The following is a 25,058-nucleotide window of genomic DNA, read 5'->3' on the forward strand; positions in this document are numbered from 1 at the left end:
CGTTCCGGGGCAACCCCAGGGTCAGTTGCCGGTCGGACTGACCATTAAACGAGCAAAGCGCGTACTGCTTGGTATGGCTCGACCTAGCATGCGATCCACGGGACCGCTTTCCCGCACCATCGGAGTCGCCCCTATGAACCCTCGTCGCAAGATCCGCTCATCGCCCGGTCAGGACCCGGGACTCAGCCGCCAGGTGCAGGGCGCACTGATTGTGGCCGTTCTTGTCATCCTCCCCGTGATCGCCGTCAGCGGCAGCGACAGCTTCCGCGCCGCCCTGGACTTCGCCTCCGGTGTCCTCTCGCTGGTATCGCTGTCAGCCTCGGTCGCGTGGGGCCTCCTCGCCACCGACCGGCTGCTCCTCAACACACGCCAGCGGCTGCTCGCCCAGGGGTTCCACCGCGGCACCGCGACCGCCTCGCTCGGCTTCCTGCTGCTGCACGTCGCGGTCAAGGTCTCGCTCGGCCACGTCGCGCTGATCGGCGCGCTCATACCGTTCGGCCTCGGTGTCACAGGTACGTCCGCCCTCATCGGATTCGGTTCGCTCGCCGGTCTGCTGATGATCGTCGCCGCGTCCACAGGTGCCGCACGCAGCGCACTCGCCGGAAATGTCCAGCTTGCAGCGCGCTGGCGGGCCCTGCACATGCTGGCCTACCCCGCCTGGTGTTTCGCACTCGTGCACGGTCTCTACGCGGGTCGCCCCGCGGCCACCTGGGTGACCACGATGTACTGCCTGGCACTCGCCGGCGTCACCGGAGTCGTCGCCCTGCGGCTGCTGCCGCGTCAGGCGCAGCGCCAAGTGGCGGAGCGCCTCATGCTCCTGATGGGAGGCGACCGCCCCGCGGCCGAAGCCCCCGAGACGTCCCGGCGCGACCTCTCCACCTCTCCTCTTCCGGGCTCAGGGAGCGCGTCGGGGACCGAGTTCGAGCGCGAGTTCCCCCGCCGGCGCCCGGAGGGCATGGACGAGGCCCTGGGACGATCCGGCGCTCAGGCCCTGGGATCCCCGCTCACCGCGTCCCTCGGTCAGCCGCTCGCCCCGCCGCGGGGAGACACCCCGCGCATCCCCGCCCCCTCCCCCGCGCTGTACGAAGCGGCGCCATCGGCGACGGCCTTCGCATCCGCCGGACCCGACACGGCCGCTGAGTCCCTCCTGGGCAGTGGCGCGTCGTCCCGCGGCTCGCTCGCCGGGGACGGCCCCGGCACGGGAATCTCCGCCGCCTACCGCGCCGTGTCCCTCGCCGCTGAAGGACCCGCCCGCACCTCGGGCGCCTCTGAGGCGGCGCCGTCCGGCGATGTCCCTTTCGCCCAGCGCGTCCCGATGACCGAGGAACTCCCGATCGTCGACGAGTCCGGTCCCCGTCCCGAGTCGTGGCCGACACCCTCCCCGCCGCCGCCCGGACAGGCCTTCCCCCCGCCGTCCGCCGCCACCCGCTACGAGACCACGGCCGCCGCTCCGTACGACACCGGCTCGATACCCGCATACGACACGGGGACGGGCTCCGTACCGGCATACGGGACCGGGGCTGGAGCAGGCTCGGTGCCGACGTATGACACCGGCTCCATACCGGCGTACAACACCGGCTCCATGCCTGCCTACGACACCGGCTCCGTCCCCGCCTACGACACCGGAAACATCCCGGCCTACGGAAGCGGCGGCACACCGGCGTACGACACCGGAAACAACCCGGTGTACGAGACGGGCGCCACGCCGCAGTACGCCGACCCCTACAGCGCCGCATCCGCGTACGGGGGCGTGGGCGGCGGCTACGCCGACCCGGCCGCGCCCCGCCCGTCGCTGGACGACACGCAACAAGCCCCCGGCCCGCTGTACCCGCCCACTGCCGGGGAGCCCTGGAACACACCCGCAGGAGAACGACCGTGAACGCCCCTCTCCCCGATGTCCCCGAAGTCCGCGTCGTCGGCCTCCCCCAACTGACGCAGGGCTTCGACCTGGTCGAGCGCCTCGACCTCCAGATGCACCTGAAGGTGCACGGTCCGCTCGAGCCCATGACCGGGGAGCGGCTGGCTCAGCTGGCCGAGAACATATCCCTGCGCGGCCGAGGCGGCGCGGGGTTCCCGTTTCACCAGAAGCTTCGGGCCGTGGCCAAGGCAGCCATCCGGCGCGGTGTACGCCCCGTCGTGGTGATCAACGCCAGTGAAGACGAGCCTGCGTGCCGCAAGGACACGGTGATGGTCAACCGGGCGCCCCACCTCATCCTGGACGGCGCGCTGCTCGCCGCCGAGGCGCTGGGCGCCCGCACCCTGGTCGTCGCGGTGACCCGCAACTCGACCGAGGTCTCGATGCGCGCCGCCCTCGCCGAGCGGGGGCTGTCCGACCGGCGCGGTCAGCAGCTGCGGGCCCGGGTGCAGCGCAACCCCGAACGCATGGTCTCCGGCGAGGCTTCGGCGATCATCCGGGCGATCAACGGCGGCCCCGCACTGCCCCCGGGCCGCCGTGAGCGCGCCGCCGAGTCCGGTGTCGGCGGCGCGCCGACGCTTTTGTCGAACGCCGAGACCTTCGCCCAGCTTGCCGTGGCCGCCCGGGTCGGTGCCCGGCGGTACTGCCACGCGGGCCTGGAGAGCGAGCCGGGCACGGTGATGCTGACGGTGTCCGGGGCCGTCGCACGCCCCATGGTCCTTGAGGTGCCGACCGGTGTGCCACTGCGCTACGTGCTCCAGCTCGCGGGCGCTCCGCCGGTCCCCCAGGGTGTGCTGACAGGCGGCTACCACGGCAACTGGATCGACGCCGCCGCCACGCATGACGCGGTGATCTCGCGGGAGTCACTGGCCAATGTGGGCGGCGCGCTCGGCGCGGGCGCGATCCTGCCCATCGGTCCCGAGACCTGCCCGCTCGGCGAGGCACAGCGCGTGGCCAACTGGCTCGCGGCCGAGACGGCCGGCCAGTGCGGCCCCTGCAAGCTCGGCCTGCCCGCGGCGGCCGGCGGGCTGTCCGACGTCATCAACGGCGGCGGACCTGCCGCACTGGAGGCGCTGAGGGAGGTCACACAGGCAGTGAAGGGCCGCGGGGCGTGCAAGCACCCGGACGGCTCCGCGCGCTTCTTCGCGTCGACCCTGTCGGCGTTCACGGACGATCTGGCGGCGCACGTTCTGCACGGTGGCTGCGGCCGTGAGACGACCGGCGTGCTGCCGCTGCCGCTGCCCGGCTACGAGGAGGCGGAGGAGTCGATCCCGAGCGGTGAGAAGCTCGCCATCGACTGGACGCTGTGCAAGGGCCACGGCATGTGCGCCGAGATCGTGCCCGAGCTGATCCGCATGGGTCCCGACGGCTTCCCCACGGTGGCGGAGGCCGCGGTGCCGACGCATCTGCAGGGCCGCGCCCAGCGCGTCGTACGCCGCTGCCCGGCGCTCGCGATCCGCCTTGAGCAGGCACCCGCGGAGCGGCGCCCGAAGCAGCGCCCGGAGCTGCCCAGTTCCGGCTCCGGCCGCAAGGCACTTGGCAGCGGGCGGGGTTGACGGTAGACACGAAAGAGGGCCATCCGGATCGGATGGCCCTCTTCGTCTGCTCTGAGTGAGCTGCTGTGGAGCTAAGGAGAATTGAACTCCTGACCTCTTGCATGCCATGCAAGCGCTCTACCAACTGAGCTATAGCCCCTTGCGGTGTGTCGGCCTTTCGGTTTCCCTCGCGGCGACACGGAGAACATTACACGGTCTCCCCGGTGGTTCAGCAAATCGTTTCCCACGACCAGCCTTCTGGTCCGAAATGCCCGTTTTGGAGCGGTTGACGAACGGCCTCCGGGCCACCACCCGACCCCTTCACGCGCCCTCAGGCTCTTGCGAACGAGTAGAACCGCTTGAGGGCGCAATGCTCATCGAGCAGCCTGCCGTAGATCGGTTCGCCCTCGAGCTCCCGATATGTCTCGATCGGGTCGCCCTTTATGATCAGTGCCCGCGCGCACTCTTCGCACCAGTACTGGTACTCGGGGTTGACGGGGTCCATATCCCGGACGATCGGCGTACCGCTGTCACACCAGTCACACTTCCGCCTGTGTGCACCCATCATTCAGCTCCAGCTGTGGCCGCAAGCGGTGCACACGTACGAAATACCTCCGTTGTCACCGAGCACTTGGGCGACCTGAGACGAGCCACACGAAGGGCAGCTGAGGCGAGACCGGGCCTCCGCAGGGGCGAGCAGATCATCGCCCTCCTCGAGGCTGCCACCGGGCATCGCCCTTCCTCCCGTTCCGGCCGTCGTCTCCTCCGGCCGTCCCGATTCTGCCATGGCACTGCCACGCGGCACGAGAAGTGGTGGAGACCTGAGGAGGTTGAGGTCACTGAGGGCTGAAGCGCCGAAACACGAAATCCCGCCCTCCACGAGGAGGACGGGATCGGTGCGCCAACTTGTGGAGCTAAGGAGAATTGAACTCCTGACCTCTTGCATGCCATGCAAGCGCTCTACCAACTGAGCTATAGCCCCTTGTGTTCTTCACGCTCCGCGCTGCGAACAAGAAGAACTCTAGCCTGTGACCAGCCGGAAAGTGAAATCCGGCCGGTCCGGGGCATGGGCGGGCGCCGCACCCCGTTCAGTCGTCGTCGCCGAGTACCGGCTCGGGCAGCGTGCCCGCATTGTGCTCCAGCAGGCGCCAGCCGCGCGCACCTTCGCCGAGCACGGACCAGCAGCAGTTGGACAGCCCGCCGAGGCTCTCCCAGTGGTGTGCCTCGATGCCCAGCAGCCGGCCGATGGTGGTCCGGATCGTGCCTCCGTGGCTCACCACGACCAGCGCGCCACCGTCCGGCAGCTTGTCGGCGTGTTCGAGTACCACGGGGGCGGCACGATCGGCGACCTCGGTCTCGAGCTCGCCGCCGCCTCGGCGCACGGGCTCGCCGCGCTTCCAGGCTGCGTACTCCTCGCCGTACCGGGCCACGATCTCGTCGTGGGTGAGCCCCTGCCAGACGCCCGCGTAGGTCTCTCGCAGCGCCGAGTCGAGGGTCACGTCATGGCCGGTGATGGCGGAGAGGTGGCGGGCCGTGGCCGCCGCCCGCTTCAAATCCGACGCGATGATCGCGTCGGGCCTGAGGGAGGCGAGAAGCCGGGCGGCCCGACGGGCCTGACCGACGCCGGCCTCCGTCAGCTCGATGTCCGTCGAGCCCTGGAAACGCCGCTCCAGATTCCAGGCCGTCTGGCCGTGCCGCCACAGAACGATGCGGCGGTCCCTGCCTCTGCCCTGGCCGGTGGCGCTCAGCTCAGCTCACCGTCCGTGCCGCTGCCGTCCCCCATGAGACGGGCGTGCTCCTCGGCCTTGCCGCGGGTCTTCAGGGCGTCCTCGGGCAGCGGCAGCTCGGGGCAGTCCTTCCACAGCCGCTCCAGTGCGTAGAAGACGCGCTCCTCGCTGTGCTGGACATGGACGACGATGTCGACGTAGTCGAGGAGGATCCAGCGCGCGTCGCGGTCGCCCTCGCGGCGCACCGGCTTGGCGCCGAGCTCCTTGAGGAGCCGCTCCTCGATCTCGTCCACGATCGACTTGACCTGGCGGTCATTGGGAGCGGAGGCGAGCAGGAAGGCGTCGGTGATCGAGAGGACGTCACTGACGTCGTACGCGATGATGTCGTGTGCGAGCCGGTCGGCTGCCGCCTGAGCGGCGGCGTTGACAAGCTCCAGGGAGCGGTCCGTGGCGGTCACAAGCAGGCTTTCGTCGGTGGTCAAGACCCCTCAAGGGTCTCACGGACCACCGACAGCTCACGCGGTGATTGATCGGGGGCCCGGTCTGCCCCGGGCGGAAGCCCGGGGCAGACCGGCGGCCAGCGGCTCTGCCGTGCCTACTTCGGGACCTCGTAGTCGCCACCGAGCAGCACCGTGACGTCGGCGTTCGATGCCGCCTTGCCCTTCTTCACGGCCTCCTCCGGCAGCCCGAGGGTCTTGGCGACCTCGACTGCCCTGGACTTCTGGGCCTCGTCCGCGTACAGGACCTGGGAGGACGAGACGGCATCGGCCGTGCCCGCGTCCACGAAGGAGTAGCCGCCGTTGGCGAGGACGATCCGGGCCGCCTCGGTCGCGTCGGCGTTCCCTGAGGCGTTACGGACCCCCACCCGCACCGCCGCGCCCTGCTCGGGGGCGCTGACCGTGCCGCCCAGGACGTCCTTGACGACGCGGTCGCTCACCTCCTCGCTGAGCGTCCCGTCCTGCTGGACGGGCAGCAGCGCGGTCTTGTAGTCACCGCCCTTGGCGTACTCCGACAGCTTGGCCAGCGAGGCGCCCAGATCCTTCTCGGGCAGTGAGGGGTCGAGGATCTGCGCGAGGGTCTCGATCGTCACCGTGGCGGCCTCGGGATCGCTGGAGAGCTTCCGCAGCACGCCGTACATCACCTGGCCGAACCGCTGGAGCTGCGCGGCCTCGGGCTCGCCGCTGCCCCGGTAGGTGGCGTAGCCGACCGCCATCCTGCCGTTGAGAGTCTGGCTCTCACCCTTCTTGACCAGCGGCTGCTCACCCTTCTTGGCGCCGGGCACCTCGGTGTTCGTGGTGAGGTCGACGCCGCCGACGAGCTCGACGAGATTCTCCAGGTAGGGGGTGTCGAGCCGCCAGGTGCCGGTGATCCTCGCGCCGAGCAGTGTGCCGATCGACTCCCGGGTGCCCGTGGAGCCGTCCTCGTCGACGGACTTGCCCAGCGTGGTGCCGACGCCCTCGTCGCTGGCGACCGCGAGCGAGTTCGGAAGCAGGACGGTGGTGCCCTGCTTGGTGGTCTCGTTGTCGACGAGCAGGGCGGTGGAGGTGCCGCCCTTCTTGGTGTTGTGCAGATGGACCACGATCACGTCCCGCTTCTGCGGGCCCGACGCGGTGTTCTGCGAGCCGCCGGAGCCGCCGGTGCCGGGCAGTCTGCCGGTGGACCAGAGGTATCCGACTCCGCCGACGACCGCGAGGGCCAGGACGACGACGAGGGCCACGGCCCTGTTGCGGCCCCGGCGCTTGGCTTCCTCGCGGCGCTCGGAACGGCTCTCGGTGAACTTGAGCCAGTCGATCACATCGTCGGAGTCCTCGTCCGGCTCCTCGATGAACGAGAACTGCTCGGTCCGGTACTCGCGCCCGGCGGCGGCGGAACCGCCGTCGCCGGCGTCTGCGGGGCGGCGTGGGCCTGGTACGGCGGCGGTCCGGTCAGGCTCCGGGTGCGCTTCGGGGTCCGGCTCCCGGTGGTGCGGGGCGGGGGCGTCGTAGCCGTCGTGGCGAACGTGGCCGTCATGGCTGTCGTAGCCGTCGTCGTAGCCATAGGACGGACCCGGCTCAGGGGCTTGCGGAGCGGTGCTCGGCGGCGGGGCGACCTGCTGACCGTAGGGGTCGTAGCCATGCTGCTGGGGTTGCTGCTGGGGATACGAGTCGGTTCCGTACCCGTAGTCGTAGCCGTATCCCGGCTGCTGTTGCGCCTGCTCCGGATACTGCTGCTGCTGCTGTCCGTACGGATCGTAGCGATGGGGCTGCTGGGAGTGCTGGGGCTGCTGATAGACCGGCTGACCGTACTCGTCGTAGCCGATGATCTGCGGCTGCTGCGAGTAGTACGGGTCGTACGGGTTCTGCTGGTCGTTCACCCTTGCCCCTCTCCCTGTCTCACTCGCCGCGGTACAGCTCGCGCTTGTCGATGTAGCGCACCACACCGTCCGGCACCAGGTACCAGACCGGATCCCCCTTCGCGACCCTCGCACGGCAGTCGGTGGACGAGATGGCGAGCGCCGGGACCTCCACGAGCGAGACGCCGCCCTTGGGCAGTCCGTCGTCCGTCAGATCGTGGCCGGGGCGGGTGACGCCGATGAAGTGGGCGAGCGAGAAGAGCTCTTCGGCGTCCCGCCAGGTGAGGATCTGGGCGAGGGCGTCGGCGCCGGTGATGAAGAAGAGGTCCGAATCGCTGTTGAGGGAGCGCAGATCCCGCAGGGTGTCGATGGTGTACGTCGGACCGCCGCGGTCGATGTCGATGCGGCTCACCGAGAACTGGGGGTTGGACGCCGTGGCGATGACCGTCATCAGATAGCGGTCCTCCGCCGGGGATACCGCCTTGTGGCTCTTCTGCCACGGCTGTCCTGTCGGCACGAACACGACCTCGTCGAGGTGGAAGAGGGCGGCCACCTCGCTCGCCGCCACCAGGTGGCCGTGGTGGATCGGGTCGAATGTCCCGCCCATGACACCGAGCCGGCGCTTGCCGCCCCTCGTAGGCAGATCCTGCTGTCCCTTACCCATGCGTGCAGAGCCTACTGGCACGGCCGTCCGGCCCCGTATCAGCGGTCGCGGTTGAAGCGGGTGGTGATCCACAGCAGAAGCAGCAGGACACCGAACGCGCCGAAGCCGGTGAGGTAGGGGCTGAGGCTTTCGTGGTTGCCACCGTGCTCTGCGCCCTCTGCGAGGGTGACCAGGTTGGCGGCGGTGCTGGCGAGGCTCATCTTCTACAGGCCCTATCGATCGGGAGTCGGAGCGGAGACTTCGCGCACATCGTATGCGCCGGGTGCGGACGCGCTCACGCCGACTCAGTCGTTGCCTCGGCCCTCGGTTGTCCACAGGCCCGGCGGCGCCGCAACCTCAGCCCCTAATCTGGGGTCTGTCAGGAGGACGGGCCGGAGACGGGCCGCCAGCACTGGTAAGAGGATCAGGGGGCATACGATGACCGACAGCAGTTCCGGGAGCGAGAAAGTGCCGAGCAGGCAGCGCCAGCGCTTCCCCGACATCTCCTCCCGGGCCTACGAGCATCCGGCGGACCGATCGGCGCTGGTCGCGCTGCGCAAGCTCAGCGGCTTCGACACCGTCTTCAAGGCGCTGAGCGGGCTGCTGCCGGAGAGAAGCCTGCGGCTGCTCTTCCTCTCCGACTCCGTCCGGGTCAGCGACGCCCAGTTCGCGCACCTCAACGACATGCTGCGCGACGCCTGCTACATCCTGGACCTGGCGAAGGTCCCGCCGATGTACGTCACGCAGGACCCCAAGCCCAACGCCATGTGCATCGGCCTCGACGAGCCGATCATCGTCGTCACCACCGGTCTGGTGGAGCTGCTCGACGAGGAGGAGATGCGGGCGGTCGTCGGTCATGAGGTGGGACACGCCCTGTCCGGCCACGCGGTGTACCGGACGATACTTCTCTTCCTCACCAATCTGGCGCTCAAGGTCGCGTGGATACCGCTCGGCAACGTCGCGATCATGGCGATAGTCACGGCGCTGCGCGAGTGGTTCCGGAAGTCGGAGCTCTCGGCGGACCGCGCCGGTCTGCTCGTGGGCCAGGACATCCAGGCGTCGATGCGGGGTCTGATGAAGATCGCCGGTGGCAATCATCTGCACGAGATGAATGTCGACGCCTTCCTGGAGCAGGCCGAGGAATACGAGGCGGGAGGGGACCTGCGCGACTCGGTGCTGAAGATACTCAACCTGCTTCCCCGCTCCCATCCCTTCACCACGGTGCGTGCAGCCGAGCTGAAGAAGTGGGCGGAGAGCCGCGACTACCAGCGGATCATGGACGGCCACTACCCGCGCCGCGCGGAGGACAAGGACACGTCCGTCACGGACTCCATCCGCGAGTCGGCCGCGCACTACGCGGATTCGGTACGGACGAGCAAGGATCCGCTGATGAAGCTGGTCGGCGACATAGCGGGAGGCGCAGGCGATCTGGGCGGTCGGCTGCGGGACAAGTTCACCGGTACGGGCGGCACCGGCGGGAGCCAACCGTCAGAGGAAGGCGGCAAGGGCTGAAGCCCGGCCGTACGGGAAGTCAGGTGGTGGGCTGAGCGGGCGCCGCGGCAGGCTGGGCGCCCGGGGCGAGTGAGCCGCAGAAGGCGGCGGCGGTCCGTCCGGTCTGGTACGGGTCGGTGCCGGCCGGGCCTGTGCCGGTCGCCCGCTGGCCCGCCAGCAGGGGCTCCAGGGCACCAGAGGGGTCGGCCGCGCAGGCCATCGGCCCGGCCTGGGTGTAGCTGGAGAGCAGCTCCGCCCGGTGGGTACGCAGATCGTCGCGGTCGAAGCGGAAGTGCAGCTCGCGACGGACGGTGAAGAGGGAGGCGTCGTTCACACGCGGGGCGGTGTCCGCGGGTTGGAGCGCGTAGGTGAAGGTGTGGTCGGAGGCCACCTCGAGCGTGTTGGGGCCGGCGTCGGTGACCCGGAGGGTGCCATGGACCCGTATCTCCGGGTCGGCGAGCTTGGTCTTCGCGGGGTCGAAGCGCACCAGCCAGCCCGTCGCCGCGTGGCGGCCGTCGTTGGTGGGGGCGTCGACTGAGCGGTCGAACTGTTCGATCTGGTCCGGATCGAGCAGCGCCCGCACCGGTCGCGTCGAGGTGCCGTTGAGCACCGCGGGATCGAGTGACGAGTCCACCAGATAGTCCTTGGCTATGGTCAGCGCGGTCATGACCTGGCTCTCGGAGAAATTCCTGGTGGGCCTGGCGGCCGGAAGGGTGATTCCGGCGCCTCCGGAGCGGTACTCGGCGGCCGGGCTGCGCGCGTACAGCCGGGCGGGGTCACCGCCGGGCACGGGGCCCTGCGGGGCCAGGGGTATCACCATGCTCCGCAGCGCTTCGGCGGGCTGCGCGGGCGCCGGCTGGTAGGGATGGCGGACACCCATGTAGATCGCGGTGCCGAAGGCCACGGCTATCAGCAGGACCAGCAGGACGGCCTGCTTCGCACCGGTCCACACCCGCCAGCCGGGGCGGCTGCGGACGGCCCTTGCGTGGTCGCCCATGCGCTCCCGGGCGGAGAACTCCTGGAGACGGGCAGCACGGACGAACGATTCGTCGAAGACGACGGATCCGTATTCGTCCTCACCTCCGCCGGGGAGCCCCTCGGGTGTCCCCTCAGGTGGGTCTCCACGCCCTGCCATACCTTCAGAGTAGGTCTGGCGGGCCCAACGTAAACGCGGAGCCGATCGGCAAGTTCGGACAAGCGTTCACCCGCCGCGCCTGCCCGGGCCGACGGTCAGGACTCAGGGGAGGCGGGGGACGGCGGGGACAGGAGATGTCACCCGGTCCGGTTCCGGGTTCGCCGAGGGCTGGTCGACGCCGGTCGTAGCGGGCGGGGGGACGCTGTCCTGGCGGTTGGCCGAGGCGCCCCGGTAGACGGCGGCGAAGGCGAGGGCGACCATGCCTATCCCCATCACCAGCGCGAGCACCCAAGCGACGGGCCGGTGCCAGCGGGCGGAGCCGCGGTAGGGGCGCAGAGAGCCGCCGTGCGGGCCGTAGGGGTCCAGGTCGTAGGGACCGCGGTCGTCGGCGCCATAGGCGTCGTAGAGGCGCTCATGGCCGTACGCACCGCCCGAGCCGTACCCATCGTCGTAGAGCTCGTCGTCGGCGCCCCCGGCGCCCGCGCGCGCCCGGGTGGCCTCGGCTTCGGCCCGGGCCTGGGCAGCGGCGATCCGCCGCTCGGCGGCGGAGGGCTCATGGAAGCGGGCGGCCCGGACGAAGTCCTCGTCGAACACCACGGAGGCGAAGTGCTCATCCGCGCCTCCGCGGTCGTCGTCGGGCTCCCAGCCGTCCGGAAACGGCCTGCCCCCCACGTCGTCCGGCACGTCTTCAGGGTAGACCGGGCCGGGGATTTTGGGCAGGGAGTGCGGGGAACTGCCCGCACTCCCTCGTCACCTGATGTGACCGTCGCCGGTGACGATGTACTTCGTCGAGGTGAGCTCGGGAAGCCCCATCGGACCCCGGGCGTGCAGCTTCTGCGTGGAGATGCCGATCTCGGCGCCGAAGCCGAACTGGCCGCCGTCCGTGAAGCGGGTGGACGCGTTCACAGCCACGGTGGTGGAGTCGACCAACTGGGTGAATCTGCGGGCCGCGGCCTGGGAGGTGGTGACGATGGCCTCGGTGTGGCCGGAGGACCACAGCCGGATGTGCTCGACGGCCTTGTCGAGGGAGTCGACCACCGCGGCGGCGATGTCGTAGGAGAGATATTCGGTCTCCCAGTCCTCCAGCGTCGCGGGCACGACGGTGGCCTTGGTGCCCTCGGCGTAGGCCAGCGTCCGCTCGTCGGCGTGGACGGTGACCCCGGCTTCGGCGAGGGCGTCCAGGGCGCGGGGGAGGAACTCGGCGGCGATGTCCTGGTGCACCAGGACGGTCTCGGCGGAGTTGCAGACGCTGACCCGCTGCGCCTTGGAGTTGATCAGGATGCCCACGGCCATGTCGAGGTCCGCCTGGGCGTCGACGTAGACATGGCAGTTGCCGGTGCCGGTCTCGATGACCGGCACCGTGGATTCCTCCACGACGGTCTTGATGAGGGAGGCGCCACCGCGCGGGATGAGCACGTCGACCAGGCCGCGGGCCCGCATCAGCTCACGGACGGAGTCGCGGCTCTCGCCCGGCACGAGCTGGACCGCGTCGGCGGGCAGCCCGGCGCCGCCGACGGCATCGCGCAGCACCCGCACCAGCGCGGCGTTGGAGGCGTAGGCGGAGGAGGAGCCGCGCAGCAGCACCGCGTTCCCGGACTTCAGGCAGAGGGCCGCGGCGTCCACGGTGACGTTGGGACGGGCCTCGTAGATGATGCCGACGACGCCGAGGGGGACGCGGACCTGGCGCAGATCGATGCCGTTGGGCAGCGTGGAGCCGCGTACGACCTCGCCGACGGGGTCGGGCAGGGCGGCGACATCGCGGACGTCCGCGGCGATGGCGCGGACCCGCTCCGGCGTGAGGGTAAGCCGGTCGATGATCGCCTCGCTGGTTCCGGCCTCGCGGGCCCGGGTGATGTCCTCGGCGTTCGCCGCGACGATCTCGGCCGTACGCACCTCGAGGGCGTCGGCGACCGCCAGCAGGGCGTCGTCCTTGACCGCCCGCGGAAGTGGCGCGATCTCGGCGGCGGCAGCGCGAGCCCGGTAGGCGGCCTGGGTGACCGGGGACATGTCGTCGTACGGGGAGAGCGAGGTCATGCCCGCAGGGTAATGCGCCCGCCCCGGACATCCGGCACCGTATCCCGCACTGCGAGACGGACCATCGCGCGGCCCGGCGCACGGACCTCAGTAAGGATGGACACCGACAGGGGCCGCGGGCGGCAGGCCATAGCCCTCCGCGATGCGCTGGTGGTAGGTCTCGCGGTCGATGACTTCCAGGCCGACGATCTCCCAGGGCGGCAGCTTGGCACTGGAGCGGTGTTCGCCCCACAGCCGCAGCGCCACCGCGGCGGCGTCGTGCAGATCACGGGCCTCTTCCCAGTAGCGGATCTCGGCGTGGTCGTTGGCATAGCGGCTGGTCAGCAGGAACGGGTGGTCGTGGGCCAGCTGTTCAAGACCCCGTCTGACCTCTTTGAGCGGGGTCTCCGCGCCCGAGACGCACAAGGTGATGTGCCAGAGCCTGGACATCGCCGCATCACCCTCGGCCACCTCCGCGGCGCCGGGTTCCTTGAAGTCGGCACCCGCCTCCACGCTGGTGAGGGCGCGCTGCTCCCCCGCGGGCCTGCGGGCGCGTGCGGTTGCGCTGCCTCCTGTCCCCCGGGGCACCGCCCCTGGGCGCGCTCGTCTCACCGACGGCCTCCTGTTGATCCGTTGCCGTGCCCGGACCCCGTCCTGCCCCATGACGGATGTCCCTCTGACAAAGTTCCCCCGACAAAGTTGACCAGTCCCGGGGCACACGTGGGGCGGTTTTGCTGAACGTCCTCACCTGAAGGCGGGACTTTCAGCCGTTTCGGAGCCCGTTTCATGGCGACACGGGAGGGTTCAGTGGGTCAGGACGACGAGATCGTCCCGGTGCACGACCTCGCGTTCGTAACCCGGACCCAGCTCCTTGGCGAGCTCGCGCGTGGAGCGGCCGATGAGCTTCGGGATCTCCTTGGCGTCGAAGTTGACGAGCCCGCGGGCCACCGGCCTGCCCCCGGCATCGCGCAACTCCACCGGGTCGCCCGCGCTGAACTCGCCATCGACCGCGGCGATTCCGGCTGGCAGCAGTGACTTCCTGCCCTCGACAACCGCCCGCACGGCCCCGGCGTCCAGCGTCAGCGAGCCCTGCGGGGTCGACGCATGGGCCAGCCACAGCAGGCGGTCGGCGCTGCGGCGCCCGGTGCGCCGGAAGTAGGTGCCCGTGTCCCGCCCGGCGAGGGCGTCCGCGGCCCGGCTCGCGGAGGTGAGGACCACGGGGACACCCGCGGCCGCGGCGATCCTGGCGGCCTCGACCTTGGTGACCATTCCCCCGGTGCCGACGCCCGCCTTGCCCGCCGAGCCGATCGAGATGCCCTCCAGGTCGGCGGGGCCCTTGACCTCCTCGATCCTGGAGGTTCCGGGCTTGCTCGGGTCACCGTCGTAGAGCCCGTCCACATCGGAGAGCAGCACCAGCAGATCGGCGCGTACGAGATGGGCCACCAGGGCGGCGAGCCGGTCGTTGTCGCCGAAGCGGATCTCGTCCGTGGCGACGGTGTCGTTCTCGTTGACGACCGGGACCGCGCCCATGGCGAGGAGCTGGTCGAGGGTGCGGTAGGCGTTGCGGTAGTGGGCGCGCCGGCTGGTGTCGTCGGTGGTGAGGAGCACCTGCCCGACGCGTACGCCGTAGCGGGCGAAGGAGGCGGTGTAGCGGGCGACGAGCAGGCCCTGGCCGACGCTGGCGGCGGCCTGCTGGCGGGCGAGGTCCTTGGGGCGCCGGGCGAGTCCGAGCGGGGCGAGTCCGGCCGCGATGGCGCCGCTGGAGACCAGCACGATCTCCTTCTCCCCGCCGCTGCGGACCTTGGCGAGTACGTCGACGAGTGCGTCCACACGGTCCGCGTCGAGGCCGCCCGCGGCGGTGGTGAGCGAGGACGAGCCGACCTTGACGACGATCCTGCGGGCGTCAGCCACGAGTTTCCGGTGTTCCCTTGCCACTGCCCCTGCCGCCCCTGACTGCCTTGCACCTGTCACAAGGCGAATCTAATCCAGCGGGCGAGCTTGGTGCTCACTCATTTCAGCCGCTGGACGAACCGCCCGCCGACCCCGGCGGAGCCGGCCACCCGGTCAGCCACCCGGCCTACGAGACGGCGCGCCCTGCGTGCCGTCCCTCTGAGCAGTGGCAGTCGCGGCCCGATCCGCCGCTCGCCGATCTGTTCGGTGACCGTGATCTCATAGGCCGACAGCGGGATGTCCGATGCCGCCTCCGCGGCGTCGAAGTGGGGATACGCGAGGTAGGCGCGGCCACGGCGGTGCACCAGATCGGGCAGCCGTCCCTGCTGGCAGAAGTCCAGGACGTCCCTGAGCGGGCCGGGACGGCCGAGGGCCACGCAGGTGAGCCGCAGCCGCTGCTCGACCCTGAGCCGGCGCGCGACGCCTGGTGTCCAGTAGGCGGCCATCAGCGGGGCCGCGAGCTCCAGCTTGTGCCGCAGATACTCCTCGGGCTGCCGCAGGACGACGGGGCCGAACTGCGGCAGCAGGGTGACCGTGAAGGGCCTGACCATCAGCTGGTCGCGTCGGGTGCCGGGCGGCAGGTGCCCGGCGATCAGCCCCATCAGGGCGCGGGCCGAGTCGAAGCGGGTCGCGTAGCCACCGGTCTTGGTGAGGTGTTTGCCGTCGTCGCGGCCGACGAGGTAGTAGCAGACGCGGTCGGCGACGACGGAGATTCCCGAGGCCCGCAGATACGCCTCCATCGTGAACAGCGCGTCCTCGCCGGTGCGCAGGGACTCATCGAACGTGATGCCGTGCCGGGCGAGCAGTTCGCGCCGGAACAGCTTCTGCGCGCTCAGCGCGTACTTGATGTTGGAGGTGTAGAGGTCGGCCCGCTCCATGGTCCGGGTCCACATCGACGTGGCGACACCTCGGTTGACCCCGACGACCTTGCCGAGGACGACATCGGTGCCGGCCCGGTCGGCCATCGCGACCAGGGCCTGGAGCGCCTCGCCCCCCAGGTGGTCGTCTGCGTCGAGGAAGAAGACGTACCGCCCGCGGGCCATGGCCAGGCCGACGTTGCGCGGACCGCCGGGGGCACCGGAGTTGGGCTGGTGCACCACTCTCATGGGCACCGGTGTCCGGGCGGCGAACTGATCGAGGTACGCCCCCGTGCCGTCGGTCGAGCCGTCGTCCACGGCGACGATCTCCATCCGCTCCGGTGCCAGCGACTGGGCCTCGACGGAATCGAGGCACTTCACGAGATAGGGCATCGCCTCATAGGCGCCGATGATCACGCTGACATCGGGACACGGGACACGCGCGCTCCCCGGGGCGGGCTCGGCACAGCTGTCGGCCATCAGCCCATCGTGCCCAGCCCCCGGCCCCGGGGCGGGTCGGCACGCGGAACGGCCCGTGAGTCCGCCCCGGTCGGGGGCGGGCTCACGGGCCGTGCGCCTGTCGCGGTGGTCAGCCGGCGAGGGAGCTGGTGGCCTCCGCGCCGTCGTTCTCCTTGGCCTTGTCCTCGGCGCCGGCTGCCGCCGCACCGTTCTCCGTGCCGCTCTCGGCGTCGGATTCCCGGTCGAGCTCGCCGATGGCCTGGGTGCCGATGCGCTGCGCCACACCGGTGTTGCGTGCCTCGGCCTTGGCCGTGAGTGCCTGGACTGCGGCGTTGAACTGCTCGATGGAGGTGGGCTCGTCCGGTCCGAGCAGGTACTTCTTCAGCTCGGCCCTGGCATCGGCCAGCGGGTCGGCGGCCGGATCGGACACGGCGGCCAGCAGCTGGTCGAGCTCCGCGGCGCTGTTGGAGAGGATGACCGCGGCCCGTACGGCGGTGTTCTGCCGCTTGAACTCGTCGGCGCCCAGCTCGGCGGAGTCCGTCACCGCGTACGGCTTGCCGCTCGCGATGAAGTCGGAGACGACGCTGGAGATGTCGGAGACCATGCCGTCGGACTCGTTGAAGCAGTCGTACAGCTTGGGCTCGGAGCCGGTCACGACCAGGTGCTCCCACCAGCCGGTGGTACGCCAGTAGGCGTCGTTCCACTGCTCCCGCAGCCTCTTGGTCTCGGCCAGGCGCTGGGGGTCGGCGAGGGAGACCCGCGACACCTCGGCCTCGTCGCCGCCCGCGCGGCCGGGCTTGGCGAGCTCGGCGAGGCGGGCTTCGATACGGGTCAGCTCGGCGCGCGCGGCGGTCTGTGCCGGCTGCGCGGCGGCGGCCTCCTCGGCCCAGCGGGGGTCGGTGGCGCGTTCGGCCGCGGCGCTCTTCACCATCGCCGTGATCCGCTGGTGGACGGCCAGGGCCTTCTTGTTGCGGATGCCGGTGAAGGGGTGCGGCTTGTAGATGAGGCGCACGGGCCGCTCGGCCTCCAGCAGCCTGCGGACGATGTTCTCGCCCGCGAGCAGCAGGGAGGTGTTGCCGGGGTTGTTGTCCCAGCCCTCCCAGGTGGGGGCGTACAGGATGGTGGGGATGAGGTTCCTGGTGCCCTTGGCGCCGGTCTCGATGGGCGCGAGCTGAGGGCGGCCCACCTCGACGATGTCCTCGTCGCGGACGCCGACGTCGGCGAGGGCGTAGCGGTCACGACCCGCCCGCCCGGCGGTCCACACCTCGTCGTACACCTTGGAGTACGGGTTGACGCTGGCGAGCTTGTCGCTGTCGCCGTGACCGATGAACACGTGCTTCATGGTCGGCACCCGCAGCATGTGGATGTTCTTGCCGACGTTGGCCGGGTAGAGCGTGACGCGGATCGTGTCCAGGTTCATCGCCATGAGGTGCTGTCCGCCCGGGATGCACAGCACGGGCACGGAGGTCTCGTTGAGCTTCCTGACGAGGCCCCGCTCACGCATGATGATGAGCGGCCGCCCCTCGAGCTGCTCCATGGTCTCCAGCCACATGTTGACCTGGTAGGCGGACTCGTCCGAGCCGGAGAAGTACAGCGCGACGGTGGGCTGGTACTCGCCCAGCCACTTCTGTACGGCCTTGAGCACGGCGGGGGCGGACGGCACCCGGCGACCGCGGCGCAGGAAGGGCACGAGGGCGGCGGTGTAGAGCAGGCCGAGCCCGATGGTGATCGCGACGCCGATGTATCCGACGAGGTAGCTTCCGGTGGCGGCGGCGATGATCACGCCGGCCATGGCGGGGATGTCGAGGTGCAGCATCTTCTCGCCGGAGCGGCGCAGCAGGGCGCGCGGCGGGGCGTCGGGGATGCGAACGGCGTGGAGGTCGACGTTGCGCGTGACGACCGGCATCGTCCTGCGCAGCCGGATCAGGGTGGCCAGGGCACCCTGCGGGGCCTGGAGGCCGTAGAAGAGCAGGAAGCAGGCGACCGCGGCGTAGAACAGCGGCTGCTCGGCGAGGCCCTCGCGGGCGAGCAGCAGGATCAGCAGCAGCTGGCGGAGCAGGAAGCGGATCGGCAGACCGGCCCTGACCTTGTTCAGCCGGTTGACCAGATAGCTGCCGCGCTGGTGCAGATACCAGTCGGCCGCGTATGTCACGGCGGCGGACACCGCGAACATCCAGAGGTTCGGGATGAGCGCGGCGCTCAGCACACAGAGATAGCCGAGCGGCATGAGCACTGCCGCGGCCAGCTCTGATCGGCTGCCTACACGTGCCAGACGAATGGCGGTCGAAATCACGAAGAACCTGCCTCCAAAGCTGCCGGTTGTTTCACAATCGCAGGAATTTGTGAAGGCAGTGCTTCACGCAATCAGGCCTCTGCATCGCCTGAGCGCTAAGCCGTGGCAAATTCAGAGGCCCGATGAGCGATTAACGATCTTAGCGGCGATAGCGGTGGATTATTACACATCTTCCTGTCGGTCGAGCACGGACGCCAGGGCCTGCTCGAACCCGCTCGCCTCGCTGGCCTCGCGGGTCGGGTCCTGCTGCCGCACGTCGATGACATGGCCGGTCATCTCGGAGAGCAGCACGTCCAGCGAGGTCCGGGCCACTGCCTCGGAGGACAGCAGCGAGCCGTCCGGTTCCCGACCGAACGCCTTGGTGCGCATGGGCGTCGCGGTGCGCTCGGGGTTGACGCAATTCACACGGATTCCGTCGGCCGCCCATTCGTCGGCGAGCGCCTGGGTGAGATTCACCATGGCGGCCTTCGTGGACGAGTAAAGGCTGTATTCGGCCCGGCCCCGGGTGTAGCTGGAGGAGGTGTAGAGAAGCAGCTGCCCTTTGGTCTCCACCAGATACTTGTACGATGCACGCGCAATCTGGACGGGTGCCAGGTAATTGACGTTCAGCGCTTCCTGAATGGTCGCGTTGTCGGTCTCGGCGAGCTTCCCGATGCGCAGGACGCCCGCGGTGTTGATGACGTAGTCGACCCGGCCGCTCTCGGCGTAGGCGCGGGACAGCGCGTCGTCCACGTGCTCCGGGTTCTCGACATGGGTGCCGGTGGTGGAGCGGCCGAGTGCGTAGACGTTGGCGCCGTAGCGCTCGGCGATCGCGGCGATGTCGGCGCCGATGCCGTACGAGCCGCCGAAGACGACCAGGGTCTTGCCCTCCAGCAGCTCGCGGTACGCGGCCTCGTCGGCCTGGCGCGGGGCGGCGGTCGAGGCGAGCTGGAAGAGCTTGTCGGCGATGAAGACGTCGACCGGCTGGGTCACCTTCATGTTGTACTCGTCACCCGCGACGACGTAGATCGGCACGTCGGGCAGGTACTTGAGCACGACGGTGCAGTCGTCCGTGGCCTGGAAGTTGGGGTCGCTCGCGGCGATCTCGTAGGCCCTGCGGATCGTGGAGAGCTTGAAGGCCTGCGGGGTCTGGCCGCGGCGCAGCCGTGAGCGGTCCGGGACGTCGGTGATGAATTCGCCGTCCTCGCCGTGGGTGCGGGTCACGATGATCGTGTCCGCGGAGGGGATGGCGACGTCGACGGCCTGGTAGCGGTCGAGGGCCTGCACGCAGTCCGCGATCACTCGCTGTGACAGAAGCGGACGCACCGCGTCATGGAAGAGGACGTTGGCGTCCTCACCCTCCGCAAGGCCCTCCCCGAGGGCGGTGATGGCCCGCTCGGTGGTCTCGTTGCGGGTGGCGCCACCCTCGATGATCTTGCTGACCTTGGTGAGTCCCGCCTTGGCGACGATCTTCTCGACGTCGGGCACAAAACCCGGCGCCATCAGCACGATCACATCGTCGATGGCCTCTGCCTGCTCGAAGATCGTGAGGGTGTGCTCGATGACTGCCTTGCCCGCGATCTTCAGCAACTGCTTCGGGATCGCGAGCCCCACCCGCTGACCGGTACCTCCGGCCAGCACGACAGCTGTGGTGCGGGTCTTGGCTTCATGCGGCACGGACACAGACGACCTCTACCTTGCGTTGATGGGGGGACGGTGTGATGGTCGCACTCTGCGTGACGGTCCCGCAAGGCGCGCACCAGGCGCCCCGCACTGCGCCGAAACCCTCTGTTCACCCTGTGGCCAGGGAGATTTGCGGGGATGTGGGCGATGGTCGGGGTGACTGATGCCACATGCGTCCGGTGTCTCACTGCGTTACGTCGTTACTTGGCCGCTTTTGTCGACGACGTTGATCACGAGTTCGTTTCCTGCGCTGAAGAAGATCTTCACCGTCACCTTCTCCTGTGGCCTGCGGCGCAGCCGTCGCAGCACCGCGCGCAGCCGTGCCAGCGGGCGCGCCTTGAGCAGATCCACTGCGGGGTACGGGTGGACCGTACCCTTCTCCACCACGTCGTCGAGCACCCTGCCGATCCTCACGGGCTCGGCGCCGGGGGCGTAGCGCAGCCACAGGTCCCAGACATCGTGGGCGTCGGCTTGGACACGGACGGGCTCGGTGAGCGGAACGGTGCAGCGGAAGCCGTCGGTGCCGACGCGGGCACCGGGGAACTCCAGCTCGCCGGGGATCTTGCCGCGGCGGCGCAGCAGGAGGGCGGGATCACCGGTGAGTCGCGCCTCACCGAGCAAACGCCCGGAAACGGTGATGCCGCGGCCGGTGACATCGACCGCGGCCGACTCGGCGTGGACCGGCCGCACCCAGGACCGCAGAGCGAGTCCGCCGTGGCGCACATAGGGGACGAGGGAGCGCACGGGAGCGCCGGGGCGGACCCGCTGCGCGGCGCGCATCGCCCCGCGCTGGTCGACGGAGCGGGTGACCAGCGGAGGGCGCTGTCCGGTGGGCCCGGCCTCAGCCGTGTGGCAGGTCCAGATGCCCTCGGCGAAGCCGTCGTCCCCGGGGATGATGGCGCGGCCGCGCGCGTCGAAGGGGAAGGTCCGGTCGGGTACGGAGGGGTCGGGGTGGACGCAGACCAGAGCGCCCGCGTCGGGCCGCTGCCCGGGCAGGGTCACCGTGATCGCCCCCGACTCCTCGGCGACGCAGTCGACGCGGAGGGGACCCGCGGCGTCCGGGTCCCCCATGCGGTCCGCCTCGGGCGGACCCGGGGTGCGAACCACCCGGGTCCGGGCCTCAGGGGCCTTGGCTCCGGAGCCGGCACCCAGATCCGCGAAGAGCTCCTCGTACTGCTTGGCCACCGGTCCCGGATCGAAACGGCGTGCGTGGGAGAGCGCCGCGGCGCCCATCCGGCGGCGCAGGTCCTCGTCGTCGATGAGGCGCAGCAGTGCCGCGGCGATGGCGTCCGTGTCACCGACGGGGACGAGGAGCCCGTCCACACCGTCGTCGATGATCTCGCGGGGCCCGTAGTCGCAGTCGGTGCTCACGACCGGAAGCCCGCAGCGCATCGCCTCGACCAGGGTCATACCGAAGGACTCATGGCGGGAGGTGGACACGGCGACGGCGCCCTTGGCCCACTCCGGCTCGATCGGCGAGCGCGGACCCATGAGCTGGATGTGGTTGTAGAGGCCCAGTGCGTCGATGCGCTTACGCAGTCGCCCCTTCTGCTTGCCCCAGCCGCAGATGCGCAGGGTCCACTCCGGGCGCACGGCCACGACCTTGCCGAACGCCTCGATCAGCACGTCGTACTGCTTCTCGGAGGCCAGCCGCCCGGCCGCGACGACCGTGGTACCGCTCAGATCGGCGGGCGCGACCATCGGCTCGGGCACGCTGTTGGGGATGGACAGCACCCGGGTGCCGGGCAGCGGCATCCGCTCCCGCCACACCGCCGCGTCGCCCTCCGACACGGTCACGAACGCGTCCATGGCCGCGAGGTGCGGCCTCAGCTCGTCGCGCAGCTCGGGCTTGTGGTGGTTGTGCGTCATGTGCTCCTGGCCGATGAGCACGGCGCACCCCGGCGCGAACTGGGCGACATAGGCCACCAGTCCGGGCCGGGTCCCGATGACCACATCCACGTCGGACGCCGCGTAGTGGTCGCGCACCCGCTCGTCGGAGAGCTTGCTGTACTCCTTGAACCGCGCCTCGCGGGCGGGGAAGTACTCGGCGGGCTGGAGCGCGAGCGGGTGCTTCAGCTCGTTCGTGGGCGACTTGGGGCGGGTGTCGATGAGCGGTACGACGGTGATCCGGGGGTCGACCGCGAACAGCGGCTCGTCCCGGTGCCGGAAGACAGAGACGATCTCCACCTCGTGCCGCCCGGCGAGCTCCTCCGCGAGGTTGAGCGTCGTGCGGATGGTGCCGCCGATGCCGTAGATCGTATGGATGAGGAAGGAGACCTTCATCAACGCCCCGTTCGGTTCCCGTTGAGGCTCCTTTCACCCCAACCCCCGAGTGCAAGACGGGGATTGCGGGCGTCAGGTTGCTCCTCGCAGGGACCCGAACAGATCTGCTGTTTCCGGCCGGAACCGACTGGTACCGGCCGAAGCCAGTCAGTGACGTCTAGAACGGATTGAAGTCGTCGTACTCGCGCTCGGCCTCGTCCCGCTCGGCGTCGCGGTCCTTGCGGCGCTGGGCCGCCGGGCGCGGAGCCTCGAAACGGTGGTCTTCACCGCGGCGGCCGAGCATCTCGGCGCCCGCCATCATCGTGGGCTCCCAGTCGAAGACGACCGCGTTGTCCTCGGGGCCGATGGCCACACCGTCGCCCGCACGGGCACCGGCCTTCATCAGCGCCTCCTCGACGCCGAGGCGGTTCAGGCGGTCCGAGAGATAGCCGACGGCCTCGTCGTTGTTGAAGTCCGTCTGACGGACCCAGCGCTCCGGCTTCTCGCCGCGCACGCGGAAGAGGCCGTCCTCCTCCTGCCTGACCGTGAAGCCCGCGTCGTCGACCGCCTTGGGACGGATGACGATCCGGGTCGCCTCCTCCTTCGGCTTGGCCGCTCGCGCCTTGGCGACGATGTCGGCCAGCGCGAAGGACAGCTCCTTCAGTCCGGTGCGCGCCACCGCCGACGCCTCGAAGACCCGGTAGCCGCGCTCCTCCAGGTCCGGGCGGATCATGTCCGCGAGGTCCTGGCCGTCCGGGATGTCGATCTTGTTGAGCACCACGATCCGGGGGCGGTCGTCCAGCCCGCCGTACTGCTTCAGCTCCTCCTCGATGACATCGAGGTCGGACACCGGGTCACGGTCGGACTCCAGGGTCGCCGTGTCCAGCACATGCACCAGCACGGAGCAGCGCTCGACGTGCCTCAGGAACTCCAGACCGAGGCCCCGGCCCTGGCTGGCACCCGGGATCAGGCCCGGCACGTCGGCGATGGTGTAGACGGTGGAGCCGGCTGTCACCACGCCCAGGTTCGGCACGAGGGTGGTGAAGGGGTAGTCGGCGATCTTGGGCTTCGCCGCGGACAGCACCGAGATCAGGGAGGACTTGCCCGCGCTCGGGTAGCCGACCAGCGCCACGTCGGCGACGGTCTTGAGCTCCAGCACGATGTCGCCGGCGTCCCCCGGCACGCCGAGCAGCGCGAAGCCGGGCGCCTTGCGGCGTGCGGAGGCCAGGGCAGCGTTGCCGAGCCCCCCGCGACCGCCCTCGGCCGCGACATACGTGGTGCCGTGTCCCACCAGGTCGGCGAGCACATTGCCCTGCCCGTCCAGGATGACCGTGCCGTCCGGCACCGGCAGCACCAGGTCCTGTCCGTCCTTGCCGGACCGGTTGCCGCCCTCTCCCGGCTTGCCGTTGGTGGCCTTGCGGTGCGGCGAGTGGTGATAGTCGAGCAGCGTGGTCACGGACTGGTCGACGGTGAGGATCACATCACCGCCACGGCCGCCGTTGCCCCCGTCGGGGCCGCCGAGAGGCTTGAACTTCTCCCGGTGCACGGAGGCACAGCCGTGGCCCCCGTTACCCGCGGCGACATGCAGCTCGACGCGGTCCACGAAGGTGGTCATGGTGGTGTGCCCTCCAGAGCGGGGAATTTCTCGGACGTGATCTCTACTGGGTAACACGCGAAAGGCGGACCCTCTTCCCGTAGGGGAAGAAAGGTCCGCCCTCGCGAAAAAGTCGTTCTACGGGGCCTGGGTCAGGCGACCGGAACGATGTTCACGACCTTGCGGCCACGGAACGTGCCGAACTCGACCGCACCGGCCTGGAGCGCGAACAGCGTGTCGTCGCCGCCACGGCCGACGCCCGAGCCCGGGTGGAAGTGGGTGCCGCGCTGACGGACGAGGATCTCACCGGCGTTGACGACCTGACCGCCGAAGCGCTTCACGCCGAGCCGCTGAGCATTGGAGTCGCGACCGTTCCGGGTGGACGATGCGCCCTTCTTGTGTGCCATCTCTTCTCAGTCCCTTACTTCGCAGCCGTGGGGATCGCCGTGACCTTGATCGCCGTGTACTGCTGGCGGTGGCCCTGACGACGGCGGTAGCCGGTCTTGTTCTTGTAGCGCAGGATGTCGATCTTGGCGCCCTTGTGGTGGTCCACGACCTCGGCCTCAACCTTGATCCCGGCCAGCACCCACGGGTCGCTGGTCACGGCGTCGCCGTCGACAACGAGCAGGGTCGAGAGCTCGACCGTGTCGCCAACCTTGGCAGTGGAAATCTTGTCAACCTCAACGATGTCGCCGACAGCAACCTTGTGCTGGCGACCACCGCTGCGCACGATGGCGTACACGCGGATCTCTCTCTCGCTCGAACAACGGGAACCCCTGATGCCAGCCGCCCGCACGGGCGGAACCCGTGACTATCCGCAGAGAGATGGACGACCTCTCCGGACCGAAAGACCCGGAGGAAGGTGCTCAGAAGCCGGCGTGCATGGAAACACGCCGAGGGTCAAGGTTACGGGGCGCCACTCGGGGGGTCAAACCGGGTCCGGTCACGCCCTCGGAGCCCTGGGCGAGCGCGGACACGCGGTCACGGGCCCGGGGGCACGGCTGCCGGAACGGCGCGGGCACCGGCGAGGCCGCGCGAGTCGACGACGAATACACGGTGGACCGGATTTCCGCCAACTCCGCTCTTTCCGCGCCTACTCGTGTGAGTGATCTTGCACATATGGTTCACGAAAACTCAAAGCTTTCACATACGATCCACAGCCATCACCAAGTCATTCCCGTGGGGGGTTT

General features: G+C 69.8%; 21 protein-coding genes and 2 tRNA genes. 3 read left to right on the plus strand and 20 right to left on the minus strand.

Annotated features, from left to right (window positions below):
- Nucleotides 1-133 precede the first annotated feature (133 nt).
- On the plus strand, nucleotides 134-1,879 hold the full coding sequence (locus ABZ532_RS04495) for a hypothetical protein (protein WP_361279553.1): 1,746 nt from the start codon (nucleotides 134-136) through the stop codon (nucleotides 1,877-1,879).
- Entirely contained in the window at nucleotides 1,876-3,471 is a 1,596-nt protein-coding gene (locus ABZ532_RS04500; protein WP_361279554.1) for an NADH-ubiquinone oxidoreductase-F iron-sulfur binding region domain-containing protein, read from the plus strand. Before ABZ532_RS04495 ends, ABZ532_RS04500 begins: the two co-directional genes overlap by 4 nt.
- Before the next feature lie 66 nt (nucleotides 3,472-3,537).
- Here the strand turns inward: ABZ532_RS04500 and ABZ532_RS04505 are convergent.
- The 8 genes from ABZ532_RS04505 to ABZ532_RS04540 form a co-directional block, all read right to left on the minus strand.
- Nucleotides 3,538-3,610 (minus strand) — tRNA-Ala (locus tag ABZ532_RS04505).
- A 171-nt stretch (nucleotides 3,611-3,781) separates the two neighbouring features.
- A complete protein-coding gene (locus tag ABZ532_RS04510; protein WP_361279755.1) occupies nucleotides 3,782-4,015 on the minus strand; it encodes a hypothetical protein in 234 nt (77 codons plus the stop codon).
- Nucleotides 4,016-4,359: 344 nt separating this feature from the next.
- Nucleotides 4,360-4,432: transfer RNA gene (locus ABZ532_RS04515), tRNA-Ala, on the minus strand.
- Between the two features lie 106 nt (nucleotides 4,433-4,538).
- Complete coding sequence (locus ABZ532_RS04520; RefSeq protein WP_361279756.1) at nucleotides 4,539-5,198, minus strand: histidine phosphatase family protein; 660 nt, start codon at nucleotides 5,196-5,198, stop codon at nucleotides 4,539-4,541.
- The gene (gene rsfS / locus ABZ532_RS04525; RefSeq protein WP_361279758.1) at nucleotides 5,195-5,635 is read right to left on the minus strand and encodes a ribosome silencing factor; all 441 of its coding nucleotides are present in this window, start codon (nucleotides 5,633-5,635) and stop codon (nucleotides 5,195-5,197) included. Before rsfS ends, ABZ532_RS04520 begins: the two co-directional genes overlap by 4 nt.
- A 137-nt stretch (nucleotides 5,636-5,772) precedes the next feature.
- Nucleotides 5,773-7,530, minus strand: a complete 1,758-nt coding sequence (locus ABZ532_RS04530; RefSeq protein ID WP_361279555.1) for an LCP family protein — start codon at nucleotides 7,528-7,530, stop codon at nucleotides 5,773-5,775.
- A 19-nt stretch (nucleotides 7,531-7,549) separates the two neighbouring features.
- Nucleotides 7,550-8,173 (minus strand): nicotinate-nucleotide adenylyltransferase, encoded by a 624-nt coding sequence (nadD, locus tag ABZ532_RS04535; protein ID WP_361279556.1) that lies wholly within the window; start codon nucleotides 8,171-8,173, stop codon nucleotides 7,550-7,552.
- Nucleotides 8,174-8,211: 38 nt separating this feature from the next.
- Complete coding sequence (locus tag ABZ532_RS04540; protein WP_361279557.1) at nucleotides 8,212-8,373, minus strand: hypothetical protein; 162 nt, start codon at nucleotides 8,371-8,373, stop codon at nucleotides 8,212-8,214.
- A 217-nt stretch (nucleotides 8,374-8,590) separates the two neighbouring features.
- Between ABZ532_RS04540 and ABZ532_RS04545 the strand changes: the two genes are divergently transcribed.
- Nucleotides 8,591-9,664 carry a M48 family metallopeptidase gene (locus ABZ532_RS04545; RefSeq protein ID WP_361279558.1) on the plus strand — a complete coding sequence of 358 codons (1,074 nt, stop codon included), beginning with the start codon at nucleotides 8,591-8,593 and terminating at the stop codon, nucleotides 9,662-9,664.
- Nucleotides 9,665-9,683: 19 nt separating this feature from the next.
- On the opposite strand, the gene ABZ532_RS04550 is transcribed toward ABZ532_RS04545, so the two are convergent.
- The 12 genes from ABZ532_RS04550 to rplU all read right to left on the minus strand — a co-directional run bounded on the left by ABZ532_RS04550 (nucleotide 9,684) and on the right by rplU (nucleotide 24,610).
- Entirely contained in the window at nucleotides 9,684-10,778 is a 1,095-nt protein-coding gene (locus ABZ532_RS04550) for a hypothetical protein (protein ID WP_361279559.1), read from the minus strand.
- A 102-nt stretch (nucleotides 10,779-10,880) separates the two neighbouring features.
- Nucleotides 10,881-11,462: a hypothetical protein gene (locus tag ABZ532_RS04555; protein WP_361279560.1), complete on the minus strand. Its 582-nt coding sequence runs from the start codon at nucleotides 11,460-11,462 to the stop codon at nucleotides 10,881-10,883.
- A 66-nt stretch (nucleotides 11,463-11,528) separates the two neighbouring features.
- The gene (locus tag ABZ532_RS04560) at nucleotides 11,529-12,812 is read right to left on the minus strand and encodes a glutamate-5-semialdehyde dehydrogenase (RefSeq protein ID WP_361279561.1); all 1,284 of its coding nucleotides are present in this window, start codon (nucleotides 12,810-12,812) and stop codon (nucleotides 11,529-11,531) included.
- 87 nt (nucleotides 12,813-12,899) lie between these two features.
- Nucleotides 12,900-13,403, minus strand: a complete 504-nt coding sequence (locus tag ABZ532_RS04565) for a hypothetical protein (protein ID WP_361279562.1) — start codon at nucleotides 13,401-13,403, stop codon at nucleotides 12,900-12,902.
- Nucleotides 13,404-13,595: 192 nt separating this feature from the next.
- Nucleotides 13,596-14,702, minus strand: a complete 1,107-nt coding sequence (gene proB / locus ABZ532_RS04570) for a glutamate 5-kinase (protein ID WP_361279563.1) — start codon at nucleotides 14,700-14,702, stop codon at nucleotides 13,596-13,598.
- A gap of 98 nt (nucleotides 14,703-14,800) precedes the next feature.
- Nucleotides 14,801-16,078 carry a glycosyltransferase family 2 protein gene (locus ABZ532_RS04575; protein ID WP_361279564.1) on the minus strand — a complete coding sequence of 426 codons (1,278 nt, stop codon included), beginning with the start codon at nucleotides 16,076-16,078 and terminating at the stop codon, nucleotides 14,801-14,803.
- Between the two features lie 109 nt (nucleotides 16,079-16,187).
- Nucleotides 16,188-18,350, minus strand: coding sequence for a hypothetical protein (locus ABZ532_RS04580; protein ID WP_361279565.1), 2,163 nt, complete (start codon nucleotides 18,348-18,350; stop codon nucleotides 16,188-16,190).
- 162 nt (nucleotides 18,351-18,512) lie between these two features.
- Complete coding sequence (locus ABZ532_RS04585; RefSeq protein WP_361279566.1) at nucleotides 18,513-20,012, minus strand: bifunctional cytidylyltransferase/SDR family oxidoreductase; 1,500 nt, start codon at nucleotides 20,010-20,012, stop codon at nucleotides 18,513-18,515.
- Between the two features lie 192 nt (nucleotides 20,013-20,204).
- On the minus strand, nucleotides 20,205-22,295 hold the full coding sequence (locus tag ABZ532_RS04590; RefSeq protein WP_361279567.1) for a glycosyltransferase family 4 protein: 2,091 nt from the start codon (nucleotides 22,293-22,295) through the stop codon (nucleotides 20,205-20,207).
- A 157-nt stretch (nucleotides 22,296-22,452) separates the two neighbouring features.
- Nucleotides 22,453-23,889, minus strand: a complete 1,437-nt coding sequence (gene obgE, locus ABZ532_RS04595; protein ID WP_361279568.1) for a GTPase ObgE — start codon at nucleotides 23,887-23,889, stop codon at nucleotides 22,453-22,455.
- Nucleotides 23,890-24,020: 131 nt separating this feature from the next.
- Nucleotides 24,021-24,275 (minus strand): 50S ribosomal protein L27, encoded by a 255-nt coding sequence (rpmA, locus tag ABZ532_RS04600; protein ID WP_142151933.1) that lies wholly within the window; start codon nucleotides 24,273-24,275, stop codon nucleotides 24,021-24,023.
- A gap of 14 nt (nucleotides 24,276-24,289) precedes the next feature.
- Complete coding sequence (gene rplU / locus ABZ532_RS04605; protein ID WP_030211179.1) at nucleotides 24,290-24,610, minus strand: 50S ribosomal protein L21; 321 nt, start codon at nucleotides 24,608-24,610, stop codon at nucleotides 24,290-24,292.
- Nucleotides 24,611-25,058: the final 448 nt, after the last annotated feature.

Source organism: Streptomyces sp. NPDC019396 (assembly GCF_040632375.1).
Lineage (GTDB): Bacteria > Actinomycetota > Actinomycetes > Streptomycetales > Streptomycetaceae > Streptomyces.

Coding starts and splice junctions, on each gene's coding strand:
- rpmA (WP_142151933.1), bottom strand. CDS start 24,275: ATGGCACACAAGAAGGGCGCATCGTCCACCCGGAACGGTCGCGACTCC.
- obgE (WP_361279568.1), bottom strand. CDS start 23,889: ATGACCACCTTCGTGGACCGCGTCGAGCTGCATGTCGCCGCGGGTAAC.
- ABZ532_RS04575 (WP_361279564.1), bottom strand. CDS start 16,078: ATGGCCGACAGCTGTGCCGAGCCCGCCCCGGGGAGCGCGCGTGTCCCG.
- ABZ532_RS04560 (WP_361279561.1), bottom strand. CDS start 12,812: ATGACCTCGCTCTCCCCGTACGACGACATGTCCCCGGTCACCCAGGCC.
- ABZ532_RS04510 (WP_361279755.1), bottom strand. CDS start 4,015: ATGGGTGCACACAGGCGGAAGTGTGACTGGTGTGACAGCGGTACGCCG.
- nadD (WP_361279556.1), bottom strand. CDS start 8,173: ATGGGTAAGGGACAGCAGGATCTGCCTACGAGGGGCGGCAAGCGCCGG.
- ABZ532_RS04590 (WP_361279567.1), bottom strand. CDS start 22,295: ATGAAGGTCTCCTTCCTCATCCATACGATCTACGGCATCGGCGGCACC.
- ABZ532_RS04540 (WP_361279557.1), bottom strand. CDS start 8,373: ATGAGCCTCGCCAGCACCGCCGCCAACCTGGTCACCCTCGCAGAGGGC.
- ABZ532_RS04495 (WP_361279553.1), top strand. CDS start 134: ATGAACCCTCGTCGCAAGATCCGCTCATCGCCCGGTCAGGACCCGGGA.
- ABZ532_RS04550 (WP_361279559.1), bottom strand. CDS start 10,778: ATGGCAGGGCGTGGAGACCCACCTGAGGGGACACCCGAGGGGCTCCCC.
- ABZ532_RS04545 (WP_361279558.1), top strand. CDS start 8,591: ATGACCGACAGCAGTTCCGGGAGCGAGAAAGTGCCGAGCAGGCAGCGC.